Annotated in this window: 13 protein-coding genes and 1 riboswitch; of the genes, 3 read left to right on the top strand and 10 right to left on the bottom strand. The window is 51.7% G+C overall.

Features of this window, described 5'->3' with window-relative positions:
• Positions 1 to 2: 2 nt before the first annotated feature.
• Together BJP58_RS23625 and BJP58_RS23620 are read left to right on the top strand one after the other, a co-directional pair.
• The gene (locus BJP58_RS23625; protein WP_194540808.1) at positions 3 to 1,961 is read left to right on the top strand and encodes an electron transport protein; all 1,959 of its coding nucleotides are present in this window, start codon (positions 3 to 5) and stop codon (positions 1,959 to 1,961) included.
• Positions 1,962 to 2,064: 103 nt separating this feature from the next.
• Positions 2,065 to 2,403, top strand: coding sequence for a DUF4870 domain-containing protein (locus tag BJP58_RS23620; RefSeq protein WP_071222068.1), 339 nt, complete (start codon positions 2,065 to 2,067; stop codon positions 2,401 to 2,403).
• A 227-nt stretch (positions 2,404 to 2,630) separates the two neighbouring features.
• Here BJP58_RS23620 and BJP58_RS23615 read toward each other — a convergent pair whose 3' ends face one another.
• From BJP58_RS23615 to BJP58_RS23580, 8 genes are all read right to left on the bottom strand, one after another.
• A complete protein-coding gene (locus BJP58_RS23615; protein WP_194540807.1) occupies positions 2,631 to 3,995 on the bottom strand; it encodes a nucleobase:cation symporter-2 family protein in 1,365 nt (454 codons plus the stop codon).
• 39 nt (positions 3,996 to 4,034) lie between these two features.
• Complete coding sequence (locus BJP58_RS23610) at positions 4,035 to 4,604, bottom strand: xanthine phosphoribosyltransferase (RefSeq protein ID WP_009593434.1); 570 nt, start codon at positions 4,602 to 4,604, stop codon at positions 4,035 to 4,037.
• Positions 4,605 to 4,748: 144 nt separating this feature from the next.
• A riboswitch (purine riboswitch) is annotated at positions 4,749 to 4,849 on the bottom strand.
• Between the two features lie 162 nt (positions 4,850 to 5,011).
• Complete coding sequence (locus tag BJP58_RS23605; RefSeq protein WP_194540806.1) at positions 5,012 to 8,872, bottom strand: stalk domain-containing protein; 3,861 nt, start codon at positions 8,870 to 8,872, stop codon at positions 5,012 to 5,014.
• A 151-nt stretch (positions 8,873 to 9,023) separates the two neighbouring features.
• Positions 9,024 to 10,378 (bottom strand): IS3 family transposase gene (locus tag BJP58_RS23600; protein WP_194540805.1). Its coding sequence is split into 2 segments (ribosomal slippage): positions 9,024 to 9,925 and positions 9,925 to 10,378, totalling 1,356 coding nucleotides; the frame shifts between segments, so codons are not numbered across the junction.
• Between the two features lie 82 nt (positions 10,379 to 10,460).
• The gene (locus tag BJP58_RS23595) at positions 10,461 to 11,558 is read right to left on the bottom strand and encodes a metallophosphoesterase (protein WP_194545040.1); all 1,098 of its coding nucleotides are present in this window, start codon (positions 11,556 to 11,558) and stop codon (positions 10,461 to 10,463) included.
• Between the two features lie 85 nt (positions 11,559 to 11,643).
• Positions 11,644 to 11,949 carry a hypothetical protein gene (locus BJP58_RS23590; RefSeq protein ID WP_194540804.1) on the bottom strand — a complete coding sequence of 102 codons (306 nt, stop codon included), beginning with the start codon at positions 11,947 to 11,949 and terminating at the stop codon, positions 11,644 to 11,646.
• 224 nt (positions 11,950 to 12,173) lie between these two features.
• Entirely contained in the window at positions 12,174 to 13,070 is an 897-nt protein-coding gene (locus BJP58_RS23585; protein WP_194540803.1) for a TrmB family transcriptional regulator, read from the bottom strand.
• 96 nt (positions 13,071 to 13,166) lie between these two features.
• The gene (locus tag BJP58_RS23580) at positions 13,167 to 13,988 is read right to left on the bottom strand and encodes a zinc ribbon domain-containing protein (RefSeq protein WP_194540802.1); all 822 of its coding nucleotides are present in this window, start codon (positions 13,986 to 13,988) and stop codon (positions 13,167 to 13,169) included.
• Positions 13,989 to 14,363: 375 nt separating this feature from the next.
• On the opposite strand from BJP58_RS23580, the gene BJP58_RS23575 reads away from it, so the two are divergent.
• On the top strand, positions 14,364 to 14,732 hold the full coding sequence (locus tag BJP58_RS23575; RefSeq protein ID WP_194540801.1) for a hypothetical protein: 369 nt from the start codon (positions 14,364 to 14,366) through the stop codon (positions 14,730 to 14,732).
• A gap of 204 nt (positions 14,733 to 14,936) precedes the next feature.
• On the opposite strand, the gene BJP58_RS23570 is transcribed toward BJP58_RS23575, so the two are convergent.
• Both BJP58_RS23570 and BJP58_RS23565 read right to left on the bottom strand, forming a co-directional pair.
• Positions 14,937 to 15,815 carry a M15 family metallopeptidase gene (locus BJP58_RS23570; RefSeq protein ID WP_194540800.1) on the bottom strand — a complete coding sequence of 293 codons (879 nt, stop codon included), beginning with the start codon at positions 15,813 to 15,815 and terminating at the stop codon, positions 14,937 to 14,939.
• Positions 15,816 to 16,004: 189 nt separating this feature from the next.
• Positions 16,005 to 16,742, bottom strand: a complete 738-nt coding sequence (locus tag BJP58_RS23565) for a hypothetical protein (protein ID WP_194540799.1) — start codon at positions 16,740 to 16,742, stop codon at positions 16,005 to 16,007.
• Positions 16,743 to 16,750 lie beyond the last annotated feature (8 nt).

The following is a 16,750-nucleotide window of genomic DNA, read 5'->3' as shown; positions in this document are numbered from 1 at the left end:
ACATGCGAAAATCGAAGCGGCTTCTGCTATGGCTGATCCCGATCACCGTCGTAGGGGCCTTATGGCTTGCTGCTAATATCGTGGAGCCGGAATACGCCTATATACCGCCTGCACATAAATTGGAGAATACTACGCAAATCCAAGCCCAGCAAACGGGCTTCATTCGCCAGTATGATATCTGGGGCAAGACGCTTACGGTTCCCGGTACCGCCCTGAAGGATCAGGACCCCCGCTTAACAGCCGCCCATGGCGCCGTTGAGGTGACAAAAGATCTGCTTGCCCTAGGGCGTCGTACATTGTATGAGGAATCTTTTGGCAATGAGGTGTTTTTAACTGATATTGTGGGGATCATCGGCGGTCCGATGAAGCTGAATAATATTGCAAAAGCCCTCGCCGAGTTAAAAGGACGGGGAACAACCAATTTGCGCGTTGCACTCGATCAGGATGTAACGATCGGCGGCAAGACCTACCGCAAGGGGGATAAGATTGATACCGGCTTTGACGTAGCCAAAGGCGCCTATGCCCCCGTTGGCGTCACATTTAAATATGCCGAAGGCAAGGGTCGCATCGGCGTTAGCTGCATGGCCTGCCATGCAACCGTCAACCGTGAAACGGGAATGGTCGTCGAGGGCGCGCCCAACTCCGATCTGAACCTCGGTTTCATGCTGGCACTGGCCCCGAATAGCGCGGCTTATTTTACCCATACGGACATTACCAGCCTTGTGGATTATGTAAAGAACGAGCAGCGTACGATTGTAAACTCCAAAGGAAAAACCGAAGCGCTGCCGGATCCCGCCCTGCTGGAAAAAGCCGTTGACGAAAATCTCATCAAATGGATGCCCGGCACGTTCGATACAACCGCGGATCTGGTCAGTGACGTGACCCAAATTCCCGATATGTTTACGAAGGGCGATCATCCATACAGCTGGAGCGGCTTCGCTGCCGCGGGCCCCTTCAAGGGGCTAAGCACCTTCAGCAACAATGTTCATGCCCAGAACACGGATACCTTGAGTCAAACCGAGGTTAGCGAACCGATGTGGGGAATCGACAAAGAGATTTATGTGGGCACCATTCTGCAAAATGCAGCCTATCGCAAGTTTCGCTATGATCCGGGCAGCGGGCTGAAGCCCACCGAATTCTTTAACCGGCTGGATCCCAATCCCGGCACCCCCGGCGTGAATGAGGTTGTTAAGATTCCGAATTTCCCGAAGGTTTCAGCCATCGCACCGAACGGGCTGTACATCAGCTCGCCGGGCTTCAAAGCCGGGGAGCAGGTGAACGCCATGTCCGCCTATCAGAATACGATCCGTCCGCCGGAAACGAATACCAAGGATATCTCCGATGCCAAGACGATCAACCTCGGAGCGGAAGTATTCAAAAAAGCGCAATGCATCACTTGCCACGCTGGTGACTTCTATACGAATAACCACGTTATGCGCGCGGCTGAAATCGGTACCGAGCCTGCAAGGGCAAAGGCTTTCCAGCGAACGCGGAATGCTTTTGGCGATTCGGAGTTCTACCCGCCCGACACGCCTGTCCCAATCCCTCCGGATGCCAAAATAACCAAAATCCCGCTGGATAATATCGACCCGGAGCAGATCAAGTTGGGCTTCGGCCATACATCGGGCGGCGGTTATAAGGTCAAAGGGTTGATCGGTCTTCGCTGGTCCGCACCGTATTTGCACGACGGCGGCGTAGCAGTCGGGCCAAAGCTGACGCAAACCGGCGTATCGCAGACCCTGATGAAAGGGATTCACCCTGACCCTTACAACAGCCTGAAAGCCCTGATAGACCGTAAGTTGAGACTGCAGGTCGTCGAGGCGAACCGCAAGGATTCAAGACTGAGAGACACCCATGTCACCGGTCAGGGACATGAGTTTTGGGTGGACGAAAGCAGCGGGTTCACGCAGGAGCAGCAGGATGCTCTCGTGAAATATCTGCTGCAATTGAAAATGAAATAAGTTCGGGATTTAACCATCATACTTTGTCCCATCGGCTCATAAGGTAAGGTATAAATAAAGCTTGCCCTACCCCAGAACCGGTCTAAGACAAGGAGTTGATGAGATGTCCCCTTTCAAATCGTCCACAGGACTTCCCGAGAATCTGGCCGCTACGCTGTGCTATTTTTTTCCCATGGTCGGAGGAATTCTGTTTCTTTCATTAGAAAAGAGAAGCCGCTACGTCATATTCCACGCGCTGCAGTCCTTGCTGGCCTTCGGCATCCTCGCCGTCGCTCACCTGCTGTCGAGCGCGGTGCCCATCATCGGCCTTCTGGCCTCCGCCCTTCTGGCGCTGGTCGGCGTCTTGATGTGGCTGGTGCTTATGGCAAACGCCATTCAGGGAAAATGGTTCAAGCTGCCCTGGATCGGCAATATTGCAGAGAAACAAATGCAGCGCGTCTAACGCTTATACATCACGTAAAACGGCTGCCTCCATTCTATGGAGGCAGCCGTTTTTGGTTGGAACGAACGGGACCAGTATCAAAGGAAAACCGTCTATCGACGTCCTGTCTGCAGAAACCAAACCGCTAGTTAAGGAAGTTTTTCTTACGATCTAAGGAGGTTAGCCTCTGAGATTGTTACTTTAACTAAAAAACAGCCGGAGGTCCGGCTGCTTACAGTGGGCATTGGTTATGCAGCATGCCCTTCTGCGGTATCACCTTGCTCTGTATGAGTGGGCTTCGTATACTTCAAGCCGTTAAAGATCAGGTTCAGCACAATCGCGGTCAAGCTGCCGGCCACGATGCCGTTATCGGCAAGAATGCGCAGGTTGTCAGGCAGACTTGCGAACAGACCCGGCACGGTTGTTACACCAAGGCCCATGCCGACAGAACACGCAATAATGAACAGGTTCTCGTGACGGTTAAGGTCTACTTGATCTCCTAACATCCGAATACCGGAAGATACAACCATGCCGAACAAGGCTACCATGGCCCCACCGAGAACCGAAGTCGGTACAAGCTGCGTCATGGCGGCAATCTTCGGAACGAATCCGATCAAGACTAGCAAGCCGCCAGCCACCACAATCACATCGCGTGTCTTCACACGGCTCATCTGAATCAGGCCCACGTTTTGAGAGTATGTGGTATAAGGGAACGAATTGAAAATACCGCCTACCACAATCGCAAGACCTTCCGCACGATAACCACGGGACAGATCCTTGGAGGTAATATCGCGATCCACGATTTTGCCAAGCGCCATAAACACGCCCGTCGATTCGGCAACGCTGACAATCGCCACCAGAATCATCGTCATGATCGGAACGATCTTAAACTCCGGCGTGCCAAAATAGAATGGCTGCGGAGCACGGAACCAGCCGGCTTCGCGCAGCGGGGTTAAATCCACTCCACCGTAGAATGCAGCTACCACGGTGCCGAGAATGAGACCCAAAAGAACGGAAATCGAACGCAAAAAGCCTTTGGCAAAACGATTCATGATAATAATGAAGGCTAGAACGCCGAAGCCAAGGGAAATGTTAAGCGCGCTGCCAAACTCATCCCCTGCACTTTGCCCACCACCAAGGTCAGTTAAAGCTACGGGGATCAGCGTCAAACCGATAATCGTAACAACGCTCCCTGTAACGACAGGCGGGAATACCTTAATCAGCTTGCCGAATAAACCGGAGAACAGAATGACAAATAAACCGGAAGCGATTATCGCTCCATAAATAGCCGACATCCCGTGCTGCTGTCCGATAATGATCATCGGACCTACGGCCTGGAACGCGCAGCCAAGCATGACCGGAAGACCGATGCCGAAGTATTTGTTGCCGAATACCTGCAGCAAAGTAGCGACCCCGCACGCCAGCAGGTCGATGGCGATGAGATACGTCAGCTGCTCCGTCGTTAAGCCGAGCTGCCCGCCAACGATAAGCGGTACGATGATTGCCCCTGCGTACATTGCCAATACATGCTGCAAACCCAGCGAAAAGGTTTTGCCCGGACTCCGATTTTTATCGAAAATCGGTTCTTGCACCGCTTGTTTCTGTTGTTCCATGGCTTCTTGATTCCCCCCAATAAATTGTTAGCTTTCGTTCTATGCGAATGTCACTACGCCATCTTCAAGTGATGCAATCCGTACGAGCGATTCTACCCGATAACCCGCTTCGGCCAGCAAACGTCCTCCTGGTTGAAACGCCTTTTCAATAACGATCCCGATGCCTACCACCTCTGCACCCGCCTGCTCTACGATTCGGGCAAGCCCGAATGCCGCCTCGCCGTTGGCAAGGAAGTCATCCACGATCAGCACTTTATCGCCGGGCTTGATGAATTTCTTCGCGACCGTAATTTCGTTCGTCTCCTGCTTGGTGAAGGAGTACACCTTCTCCACAAATATATCCTCACGGAGGGTCAGCGACTTCTGCTTCCGTGCAAAGATGAGAGGCACTTCCATCTCAAGGGCGGTCATAATGCCGGGCGCGATGCCGGAGGATTCAATGGTCAATACACGAGTCACGTTCGCTTCCTTAAACAATCGTGTAAATTCCTTACCTACCTCTTTCATCAATACCGGATCCATCTGGTGGTTCAGGAACGAATCCACCTTCAGTACCTGTCCGCTTAATACAATGCCTTCCTCTTTCACCTTGTTCTGCAGTAATTGCATGATGCTCCCCCTTAAATTTGTTTACATTCCAAGCAAAAAAGCCCACTTCCTCCTCTCACCGAATCGCCGGGAAAGAAACAAATGGGCATAAACAGCAAAAACGCACCTTGAGCCATAGAAGTCAAATGGAATTGACCTGGCTTGTCCGCTGCTGCTATAACCCGTAGTCCAATCATTTCCGGTGATCGGGTAGAGACATGCAGGCCAATTCCTGCACCTATACGAGAAAATGTATGATTCGTGTACCATAGAATGCTTACGTGTAAATGTAATATTTCCGAATGAATGAAGTATAACGCATTCCCTATGAAAAAATAAAGTGAAAATTTACGGAAATAATAAACTACCGGTCAATTAAACGAAAAAAAGCCGCCCCATAAGTTTCATGGGACAGCCTTCCTAGAGCATTAACTTGTAGGTATAACTTCAATTATCCATTCCAGAGGATCACCAATGGACTGGGGTACATCGCCGCTTACATCAACGAGCTGGATTCGAAGCGTATATGTTCCAACATGAGCTTGCTGCCAGCGGAACAGGATATCATTCCCATTCCCTTCCAAATCCATATCCCCGGCCGTTAAACCTGCATTCACCCGGTATACCCCTTCACTATCGGGAGCGACGATCTCATACCCGGGCTCCGTCAAGGTGGTTACGGATTCATGCGGCTTCATCCGGAATCCGAGTACGCCCAGATTTACCGGCTGACCATTGTCATCGAGTATCGTCAATTCATAACCAATCTTGGTGTCCTCGCTCAGTCCGTACGCTTTGGAATAAAAGCCCCAATACATATCAATGGCTGCCGGAAACGGGCCTTCGCCAATGAATTCGAATTGCGAGAAAGGGCTGACCTGGATGGAACGGACGCTTTCTCCAAGCACCGTCAATTGGCCTTCTTTGACCTCAAGCAGTTCGATCTTCTCCGTATAACTTCCGGAATCCAGCAGTTCGGCATAGAACTCCAGCGGAGTATCCGGTGAAGCGACCTCGCTTAACTTAAAGCCGGTACCTTCAACTGACTGCAGCAGAAAGCTTCCCTCTGCATTGGATTCCACCGTCTGCTCGCCATGACGGACAGGGAGTCCAACAACCGGACTTCCATCCCTTGTCAGCGTCACCCTGACTTGAACTTCCAGGTCATCGGCAAAGCCTTGCGTTTCAAAATGAATGGATCCAAAATAATTGTCTGGACGTGCCGATAGTTCACCGCTCATATCATCGCTATATATGACCTTTACAGATCGATCAGGTAACGGCGGCTCCGGCTTGGGAGGTTCCGTCACCGGAGGCTCAGTCACCGGAGGCTCAGTCACTGGGGGCCCAGTCACAGGCGGACTGGCTACAGGCGGCGATATGCTGCCTCCTGATCCCGTGCCACCGCCCGGACTAACCGGCGTCGGCTGCCGAGCGCCTTTCTCCTGCTCTGCCTCTTTTTTGCCCTGGAGAAACCGTTCCTTCTCCTCTGTGCTTAAGGATTGAAGAAGCTGCTCTTCGGCCTTCTTTTTCATTTCTTCCTGTGCTTTCCTGTTAGCTTCATCCTGCTGTTTCTTCTGCTGCTCGAGCTTAGCCAGCATATCGCCGAGATGCTGCTGCAGCTGCTCCATCCGATCCTGCTGCTGCTCAAGCTTCTTTCTTTCCTCGTCCTGTTGGCGCTTCAGTGCTTCCAAGCGCACCTGCTCCAGTCCAGGGTCGAGTCCAGCTGTTTTATCCAAGTCTTTCACTTGGCCAAGATCAAGTTTCTTGCCCGAATCCGTGTTTGCTTCTTTAATCAGTTTATCAAGTTCCTCTTTGCTTACTTTTTTCTTGTCCAGAGTTTCTTTCACGATGTTTCCGATGAGGTTATCCAAATTATCTGCGACTTTTGACAAATCATCCGGAGATTTAACATTCAAGTCCTGGGCGACGTTTCCGCTTTGTCCTGACTGTAACTCTTGCCGCATCTTCTTGAGGAGCTCCTCGTTCTCCCGGTCGATGTCGTTCTGATTCTTAATTAGCTGCGCAATGACTTCCGGCGAGGCATTCCCTATCAAATCCTCAATATCGATAAATTGTACAGGGAGCCGTCCCTCTTGCGAACCGCCTATCGAAATTTGCTGCGTTGGACTAATGGTTATTGGGCCTGATGGCTGCATGGAACCGTCTTTGCCTGTCGGCGTCACTGTACTCGTGACTTTCCCGCTAGCCGTTGCTACGGTTGTCACTCCGGTTAAGGGGTTGACGGTTATTATAAAGTGCGTGCCTCGCACGCTATTCGTCATATAACCGGAACGTACTTCGAAACGATCCGTCGACCGGCTCAAGTCGGTGACATCATAATAAGCTTGCCCGGCCTCTAAATTCAGTCGAGTCACGTTGGAGATGCCAACCTTGCGAAGCTGCTCGGCAGCCAATCTCGTGTTATTGCCTAATGTGATGACATCGTCGGTATCCACAAGCCGCAGCCTCGCGCCTCCTATGCCAGAGCCGGTAACAATTTCATCGCCTTCACCCAGGATCATTCCCTTGTAGGCATCTACCTGCGCATACCCGCCGTAACGGATCTTGGCCGAACCGGTGATTTCCACGATCTGCATGCGTCGGGGCGTAACGTTCGAAGTGCTGAAGCTAACGTCCCCCTGCTTTATTTCTCGTTCAGCCAAATCCCGGATGATAACCAGCTTGTCACCGGCGTTCCACTGCACATCTTTCCCCAGCAGTTCTGCCACCGTTCGAAGCGGAGCCATCATCTGGTCATTCGCAATATACGGCTTAATTCCAGCCTCTGCCCTGGTAACCTCTTCTCCTGCCTGTTTCCGGGTCATATATTGACCTTCGGCTTGCAGCGTGATCACATCTTCGCCTCGAGCCAATGTTAATTCCTTATTCTTGGCATGATAGCTCATACGATACCCGAGAAGCTTGCCTATCGTTTTGACGGGCACCATCATCTGCCCCTGTTGTATAACAGACAAGTCACCCAGTTCGGTTACCTGATCTCCGTAAGCAGCCGTGATCCCTTTTCCTGCTTGCCATGCTTCGGGAGCTTTGTATCCGGACCATACCCGGACAGCCCCGTTGCGTTGATCCGCAATAAATAGTGCCCCGTCGCCCGCAGCCACCGAAATATCGGCTGGTGAATGGAACCGGGTTTCACTTTCAATTCCATCCACGTAGCCTCCGATCCCGCCTGTCAGGGTGGTTACTTGCTCCCCTTTCAATTGACGGACCGCATGATTACGGGAATCTGCAATGAGAAGCCCATCGTCCGCACTCCATGTCAATCCCCGGGGCGAGTTGAAGCGTGCTCCATTCGAGTCTCCATCCTGATAACCCGGATTGCCGTATAAAGCGTCCTTATCGTAGTATCCGGATGATGGCCCGCTGCCTGCAGCCGTTGATACGGTCCCCTTCCCAAAATCGATGTAGCGAATCACGTGATTGCCCGAGTCGCTGACATACAAATTGTCTTTACCATCAAGCGCTAGCCCTGCCGGCTCATTAAATCGAGCTTCCGTAAGAGAACCGTTCTTATAGTCTCCCGCCAACGCGACGACACCAGCCCGGATCTGCACAGCACGCGTGGACGGGGTCCCAATCGTCATCACTTCCCCGTCTGGCGAAATCCGCCGGATGACGTGGTTTAAGGTATCCGCCACATACAGAATGCCGTCCTTGGTAACGGCGATATCCTGCGGCTCATGGAACAGGGCATCTTTAGACTTGCCGTCTTTAAGACCCATAAGTCCGCTGCCCGCTATGGTAGTTACTTCGCCATTTTGGTCGATTTTACGAATCGCATGGTTGCCTGAATCGGCTATGTACAATTGTCCGTTTCCATCCACCGCAATCCCGGACGGCCGGTTAAAAAAAGCACGCTCTCCCTGTCCGTCCAGCAGACCGCCGATCGGGAGTCCTCCGCCGTCCCGCTTGTAGGATAAGGATGCCCCTGCAAGAATGGTGCTCTGCCCGTCCTTTATCCTGCGAATGACATGATTCTCCGTATCGGATACAACAACGGAGCCATCCGGCAGCCAAGCTACGCTCCCTGGTTGCCGCAGTCCTTCTGCAGCCAGTGACGAAGATAGGCCAGCGACATGATCGGGCCCTCCTGCAACCGTAACCGATTGACCTAAAGGCATCCCGTTGCTGTTCTTAAGCCCCTCCTTAACCACGATGGGTGCCGCGGATACCGTCTCAATTGCCCCGGTTCCCGCTAATCCGCTTCCAACTAGGGCAGCGGCTATTGCCAATATTCCAAGCTTCCTGCACGGAATCGATCGCAACCCGTTTACCTCCCTACACTCAATGTGTATATCTAGCAAAGATCATACAATAATCCGGTCCTTTCTGGATACAATATTTTCCCAAAATATCTGACATGAAAAAAAGCCACCTCACTGATGTGACCCCCAAAAGTTAGACACGATTATTTCATTAGGCAGCTTTCTCAAAATGAGTTCGGTACTGTACCGGACTCATTTTTAATTTTGCCTTTAACCGTTTGGTATTGTAGTATTCAATATATTTTTTCAGTTCTTCCTTAAAATGTTCCACATTTTCAAACTCTTTGTAGTACAGAAACTCCGACTTAAGAATGCCGAAGAAATTCTCTATGACGGCATTGTCGTAACAATTCCCTTTTCGTGACATGCTTTGGAGAATGCCACTCGACTTAAGCGCATGGCGATACGGCTTCATTTGGTAATGCCATCCTTGATCTGAATGAATGAGAAGTTGGTGTTCTTCTGGCAGACGCTTCAGTCCTGCATCCAGCATCTCGGATACCAGAGAATAGGTTGGTCGTGAACCCATGGTATAGGTGATAATTTCCCCGTTGAATAAGTCCAAAATGGGCGATAGATACAGCTTTTCTCCAAATAACTTAAACTCCGTAATGTCCGTCACCCATTTCTCATTTGGCGCCCCAGCCGTGAACTGGCGGTCCAGATGATTCGGTGCAATCTTGCCGACGGTCCCTTTATATGACTTATACTTTTTCATGCGAACCAGGCATTGAAGGCCCATCTTCTTCATGAGCCTCTGAACCTTTTTGTGGTTAACTTTCCATCCACGGACGGCCAGTTCATCACGAATACGGCGATATCCGTAACGTCCATCATGCTCCGCGTAAATGGACTGGATTTCAGCCTCCAACTCGGCATTCGGATCCGGTTGGTTCATACGCTTTACAAGGTTGTAATAGGTGCTGCGCGGGATACCAGCCAGCTGTACGAGTGCCTTCACCGGATATTTATGCCTTAGTTGCCAGACGGCTTGTGCTTTGTCTTGTTTGGTGATTTTTCCTTGTTTCGAACTAAGGCATTCAACTTTTTTAGATACTCATTTTCCATTTCAAGCTGTTTGATACGTTCTTCGAGTGCTTCAACAGACCCTTCAACTACGGATCGTTTGGTAGACGAATTGGGATTTTTCTTCATGGATGGACGCCCCTTCTTTTTTGGCTCAAGGGCTTCTAAACCGCCTGTCTCCATCTTTCTCTGCCAGGAATACAACATGGAGAAGTCCGGGAGTTTAAACAAAGCAGCGGTATCCATGAGAGAAGCGTCTGATTGAGCCATATGATTGAGTACGTCCAGTTTAAAGCTTGCCGGATAATTTGTATAGCCGTTAGTAAAGGCAGTCTCACCATGCATCTCATAGAGCTTCAACCAATATTGGAATTGAGACTTGGTAACGCCCATTTGATTTGCGTATTCGGTCTGAGATAAAAGAACAGAATCATACCCTTGAATTAATGCCAATTTGCTATCCTTAGTAAATTTAGTCATAAAAAAACTGCACCTCCAACTGTTAGATGTGTCTAACAATTAGGGTGCAGTTCACACAGGTGGCTTCATCCCTCAATATCATCTATTGAAATGTAACATGGATCTGTACAATTTCGGAGCGGGAACCCAGACGAATCGGAGGTCCCCAGAAACCGTAACCTGAGGACACGATGGAATGCATCCGGCCTTTTTGCAGATACCCCCAATCATTCTCGAACATCGCCTGCGTAATCAGATGCGCCGGGAATACCTGCCCGCGGTGCGTGTGTCCGGAAACGATAAGGTCTACGCCCTGCTGCTGTGCTTCCTCCAGCGCATTCGGCTGATGATCGAGCACAAAGATCGGCTTGGATAGATCGGCCCCATCCATGATCGTGGACAACTCGGCCCGCTCCTGATCCTGTTTATCCCGTCTGCCAACCAGCGTCAGACCCTCGACCGTCAATTTCTCATCATACAGCACGGTCATGCCGCTATGCTCAAGAGCCGCGATCAGTTCCGGCATTTCGCCTTCGAACCGGTCATGATTGCCAAGCGAGGCATACACGCCATACGTTGCCTGGATACCGGTCAGGATCTGATCGATCCCCTGGCTTAAATAGGCATCCAGATCGTCATCGATGATATCGCCAGGGAACAATACCAGATCCGGCTTTAAGTCATTAATCTCCTTCACCATACGCGCAGCGTGGGCTTTACCTGACAGGACGCCGAAGTGCATATCGGACGCCATGACAATATTCAGCTCCTCAATTGTGCCGGCGTCCTTGTCCACGTGAATATCATATGCGCGAACCGTTGGACTATAGGCATTAAAAGAACCGAAGCCGATCACAACGACCAATAGCACCAACACGATAAATCCCGCCGCCTTCTTCAGGCCCTCTCTTCGCAATGCCGTCAATCTTAGCAGCCACAGCATGATGTGCATCAACGGGAGCAGGATGATCAGGACATAGAAAATAGCCATCCAATACGATCCTATCACGCTCAGCACCGTGAGGTTGCCGAAGAACCGTCCTGAAATAAACGATGTCGAAACAACGGTCAGCACCATTATGTATATCCATTTGAGCACAATGGACGGACCTGGCTTCATCCAGCTCCATACGCTTCGGCCAATATAATAAACCAGCAAGCCGTAAATCAATAATGCTGCGATTCCTGCAAAAATAAACATCTCCATCCCCTTCCGTACATCCATTATAACAAGCGGGTTTTGCAAATCCCAGCGGATGTCAGCGGAAGGCAGATGGGTTTATTCGTTACAAGCCCGTGCGCTGTTTAGGCAGCAGCTCATTCAGCAGCGATTTCAGATTGCGGTCTTCCGTATATTTTTCCTGACCCATATCGAGTTCGTTCACACGTATATAAGTATAACTTTCCGCGGGATTTTCCGGTTTAAATAGAAGTTCATCCTGCGGGTCAGGTACCACCTTATACTCCATTTCATGAAACATATCGAGCAGCTGCTGACCTGTAGGATTCTCTCCTTTATCAACAAAAATCAATCCTCGGAGCTTCTTGGGTCCTTCCTTATGTCCCACTGTAAAATGAACGATGCATTCCATGCTCATTCATCCCCCTTCTCTTGGTTGTCATGATTGCGATTAAAGACCACCGCATTTATCCTCTTGCCAGCTGCAACTTTCATTCCCGCCTGCCTGCAAATAAACGCCAAGATAAATCCCGGCGTTCCTTATCTTTATGTTTATTACATTGTACGATGAACCATGATGCCTAACTGTGATAAAAGTCACTTCTGGAAGGGCCTCTTCATGTGCCAGTCGGAACCCTAGGCCGTATTACGATTGCTATCCCCGTCCATTGGGTCAGAATCAGCTTCATACTCCGCGCCCGATTTCGATTCCGCAGTCTGGTCATCCTGTGCTTCAGCGTCGGCTTCCGCATTAAGATACTGGCTCTGAATCAGACCAAAGTGCTCTCCATAACGGGCTTCCAACTGCTCACCCATATCCTGTTCAAGCTGGAACAATACCATCTCTTGAGTAAAATGGTGCAGCAGCAGCTCCGCCATTACCGGATGCTCCGTGATAACCGCCCCTGTATCATATTCCCCGCCGCGCATCCCTAGTATGCACCACTGCCGATCCACAACAAAGGAGAATTTCCGGCCGCCTCCCCGGCGCTCCGCAAGTCCGTTCCACCCAGACCATGCCAGCGTTCTTGAGAGACCCTGGTCCGGGCCGTCACAAGCCCACAGCACCTTAACACCCCTAGCCTCCGCCTCAGCCAGCGGTTCACGCAGAAGCGAAGCTTCTTCACGCCAGACGTCAACCACGATCTCCTGTTTCGCTCGCTTCAATTCCCGGACGAGCACATCAAGCACCGCCTGATCTCCCTCCATACTGAGGAAGGGAGCGGCCGTGCCGCTTCCTCGCGGCAAGCTCTTCTCAACAAAAGCGAGTGATGCCTCCACACGGCCGGATATCATCCGCGTCAATTCCTCCGGTTTCAGCGAACGGTAACGGACGGGTTCCCCGTCCATTCGCTCAAGTGCCCCTTGCCGCTCCAAACGCTGCATGGCTGCATAGACATTAGAACGCGAAGCTCCAAGTCGTTTTGCCACTTCATAACCACCCGCCGGCCCATACTCGGCAAGGTCTACCATAATTTTCGATTCAATCTCCGTAAATCCCAAATTCCGCAAATGATGCAGCAATTGTTCCATAATATTAGTCCTCCCAAGATGCTCGAACGCTTGCTCTATCATTCACACTGTCTTATTAACCTCGCGCAAGGGCATGATCGTCCGAATCCCTATATCTTAAATCTGTTCAGCTCCACAGCGCGGACACCATTTCGAGCCTTTTGGCAGGTCGACACTGCAAATCTGGCACTTCACCATATCGCGCGTCGCCTCATCATCACCAACATAGTCCTGACTTTGGTTATTCTCCTGCCAGAAACGAATGCGGCGGTCCAGTTCCAGCTGCCGCTCCCGCTCCCGCTCAAGTTCTTCCCAGTGACGGCGCTCCTTCTCCTGCTCTTCCTGCTCGATACGCAGCTGTTCCGGATCAACCTCAGGTTCGGAGAGATCCATTTCCTCGTGCTGCCGTTCCGGCTCCGGCTCGTACATGTCCGGCTCGTATGGATCCGGATTCGAACGGTAGTCATAGGTAGACAATTCATCCTGTTCCTGTTGTTCTTCAGCCGCTGCAAATTCATGTTTATCAAACACGATCTTACGTTCAGACTCCCTTGGTCCGTCCGATGCTGACTTCTCAGGGTGTATCAAATTAGCAAGCTTGTTTCCGCAGTACGGGCAGAAATTCGCATCCAGCGCGACCACCCGTCCGCATTCACAGACCCGCTCATTCTTGAGGACCGCAATGCGGTTTCGAATCGCTTCGATTTGCTCCTGCAATCCATCGCAGGTTTGCGCAAGCTCAACCATTTCTTTTTCTGCCATCGTCATGTCCTGCAGACGGTAGCCCTCATAGAACACTTTACCCATCTGTAAGTAATATGAGTTCTTCTGCTGTTCGATTTCGGAAATTTGGCTGTTGAGTTTATTCACTTCCACCACGTGCTGCGCCTTTTCCGTTGCGCGGTTGGCTCCATCCTTAAGCTTTTGTAAAATATTCATTTATGAATCCTCCTCTTTCTCATATCCCGATTGACCGGCAGTCCGCCGGCACATTGTCATATCACTTCATTAAGGTTATTAACGATTTTTAACTAGCCATAAACCGGCCATCCCATATTTTTACCGTTCGCATACTACTCGATGTGATGATCCATGCTCTCATCGTCCAGTATACTGCCGCCATGGTGATTCTATCATACCAAATTCCTTGCCCCATGTGAAAAAGGAAGCCCCTTCCAACTTCACGGCTGATTCATCCCGGCCCCGAACGTGTATATGATTAGAAAACTGGACAGTACAATGCCGGATACTGTCGGCCGCAGCCGCATCCTATTCCGTGCAGCCCCTAGCTGCCGAAGACTGGAGGGATTTAATATGACAAACGATAAAAAGACGTATTATGTTTCAGTCAATCACAACCTGATCCAGGATGTGCCGAACGATTCGAACGAATATGTCGTATATATGGATGATGAAGAGGTCTCAAAGCTGAGGGGGCTGCTCTATGAAGTCAGCAGCAGCGATCGGTATGCGTTTAAACGCACATTCGTCCCTTACAAGTCGGCAGATCATGACGATGCTGCCGAGCAATACGATGAACGAACGATCAACCTCTACCACTTTCTCCATGAACATGGGGATGAACGCACCCGCAAAACCATTGAGGACATGAACATCATGGGCAAGCTGACCGACACCGGCTACGATGATCCCGGTTATGAGGACTCGCCATTAAATAAGTAAAGACTATCAGAATGGTAAGCCTCTGAAGTGTATGCTTTCTTATCTCTTAAAATACGAATGAATCCCGGAGCCAAGCCGCCCCGGGATTCATTCGTATAACAAGAACATCGCCCGGTCTTGCGCAGGTCCTGTTCTACTTTATAGATTCGCAAGCCGGGGTACAAGGATAAAAAGTCCCGTTTATCCTACGACTATTAGCACAGCTTACAGTTTAATGTTTGCCTCATCGAAGTATTCCTCCAGCGTCAAGCCGCTGTCGGCAATATCCGGCGCCAGATCCTTGCCTACATAACGGATATGCCACGGCTCGTATACATAGCCGGTAATATCCTCGGCCCCTTCCGGATAACGAATGATAAAGCCGAATTCCGGCGCGCGTTGCGCCAGCCACTGCCCTTCCTCCGTATGCCCGAACGCTTCCTCCAGCGCATTGCCTGCGCTAGGGCTGGACACGTCTATTGTAAGGCCTGTCTGATGCTCGCTCGTACCCGGCACCGCGCTTACACGATTAGCCTCGGCTTCCCCTTTGGTACGAACATTGTTCTCGTATATCGTTTTTTGACGGGCATAAGAACGGTATCCCGATACGGCCCGGAGCTCGATGCCGTCTGCTTGGGCCGCAGCGAACAATTCCTCGAGCGCATCCGCCGCTTCTTTTCTCAGATGCCGTTTTTCGTGCGGCTCATCAAAAGAAAATGGAACATCCGGCTCCACGAGGTCACTTGGTTCATAACCATCCGGCAAGCTGCGCTGCTTATTCACAACCACCGTCATCGCCTCTGCGTTGGTTACAACCTGCTTGCCGCCGCTTTCCTGGATCGTGGCCTGAAGCGCATTCTCGCTCCGCTTCGCCATGACCGGATCCGCCGGCTGATTCTCAGCCCCTGTCTCTTCATTGCCCGCGCCGCCCTCAGGAAGTGTGTTTCCTTCCTGGCCCTCAGCCGGCGACTGCAATTCCTGACCCTGTTCCTTGCCGGAACCGGCATCATCCGATTGACAGCCTGCCAGAATGGCTCCTGCTAACAGCAAGGATGACAGCATTGCGCTTGTAAATCGTGTTCGTTTTCCCGAAAATGCATTCATCTATGGCTTCTTCCTTTCCCACGGTTTGTCCTGCATCCATTGTACATTAATCAGAATGAGCAGAACAAACGAGCGGCTGTCGAAACATCCCGGATAATCTCCGTTTACGTCAAATATCCGGCAGATTGCCCCGATTTATGGCGCCGTATCTATCAAATTCATTACAATGCTGTGATGGATTGGTAACCCTTACGGCGACTTTAAGCTGCGGCGCTTCTGCTCGGCTTGCTTGGCCGCGCCGCGGGCAATCACGCTGAGCGCTTTGGACGCGCCGCGAACGCCTGGCAGTAAGCTTGTCCAGTCGCCGACTGGGCCCAGCTGATCTGCCGGAGGCGGCGGTGACAGCTGCACCGCCAGCTCACTAAGCTGCGGGCCGGGCCGGTGCAATCGGCCCTCGGCCGCCGCTTCGGCCACCCATTCGCCCGGAGAAGGGCCGGAAGGCCCCTTCTCCTTCGCGCGGGCGGCCTGCTCTGCGGCAGAGCCGCCTGCCTGCGGCGGAGCTGCTTTGGCCCAGGCGCCAAAGACGCCGGCCAGCAGCGCTTCCCGCGGCAGCCCCAGCAGCGTCAGCTGCTGGAGCGGCTCAGCCGCAAGCCGCAGGGCTGCGGCAGCCAGCACGGCTGCGGCGTGTCCGCAGGCCGCTTGGCCGCAGGTGCAGCGGGCAGAGGCGGCCGGCTCTTCGCCCTGCAGGGGGGACGGCGCCAGCTCGGCCAGCCAAGGGGCGTCCTGCCCTGCAAGCAGGCGGTACAGCGCCTGCGGGTCTTCCTCCAGATAAGCCAGCACGGCCTCGCGGGCAGCAGGGCTCAGCGTCTTTACCTGAACGCTGACCTCATAGCTCCCCGATGATTCGGGCGCTCCATCCACTTTCCCTTTTAACCATCCGGGTTCGATCACCAGCCCGGTCCGTTCGGCCGATTCCGCAGATTCCATAACCCACA

Source organism: Paenibacillus sp. JZ16 (genome assembly GCF_015326965.1).
Lineage (GTDB): Bacteria > Bacillota > Bacilli > Paenibacillales > Paenibacillaceae > Paenibacillus_AQ.
The sequence above is the reverse complement of the archived record's forward strand: the minus strand, read 5'-3'. Positions and strand labels throughout refer to the sequence as shown.

Excerpts from the sequence above, each read along its gene's own strand:
- BJP58_RS23590 (WP_194540804.1), bottom strand. The coding sequence starts at position 11,949 with ATGGAATGCATCGTTCATTTTACAGTGGGACATAAGGAAGGACCCAAG.
- BJP58_RS23585 (WP_194540803.1), bottom strand. The coding sequence starts at position 13,070 with ATGGAACAATTGCTGCATCATTTGCGGAATTTGGGATTTACGGAGATT.
- BJP58_RS23615 (WP_194540807.1), bottom strand. The coding sequence starts at position 3,995 with ATGGAACAACAGAAACAAGCGGTGCAAGAACCGATTTTCGATAAAAAT.
- BJP58_RS23570 (WP_194540800.1), bottom strand. The coding sequence starts at position 15,815 with ATGAATGCATTTTCGGGAAAACGAACACGATTTACAAGCGCAATGCTG.
- BJP58_RS23575 (WP_194540801.1), top strand. The coding sequence starts at position 14,364 with ATGACAAACGATAAAAAGACGTATTATGTTTCAGTCAATCACAACCTG.
- BJP58_RS23610 (WP_009593434.1), bottom strand. The coding sequence starts at position 4,604 with ATGCAATTACTGCAGAACAAGGTGAAAGAGGAAGGCATTGTATTAAGC.
- BJP58_RS23565 (WP_194540799.1), bottom strand. The coding sequence starts at position 16,742 with ATGGAATCTGCGGAATCGGCCGAACGGACCGGGCTGGTGATCGAACCC.
- BJP58_RS23620 (WP_071222068.1), top strand. The coding sequence starts at position 2,065 with ATGTCCCCTTTCAAATCGTCCACAGGACTTCCCGAGAATCTGGCCGCT.
- BJP58_RS23580 (WP_194540802.1), bottom strand. The coding sequence starts at position 13,988 with ATGAATATTTTACAAAAGCTTAAGGATGGAGCCAACCGCGCAACGGAA.
- BJP58_RS23625 (WP_194540808.1), top strand. The coding sequence starts at position 3 with ATGCGAAAATCGAAGCGGCTTCTGCTATGGCTGATCCCGATCACCGTC.
- BJP58_RS23595 (WP_194545040.1), bottom strand. The coding sequence starts at position 11,558 with ATGTTTATTTTTGCAGGAATCGCAGCATTATTGATTTACGGCTTGCTG.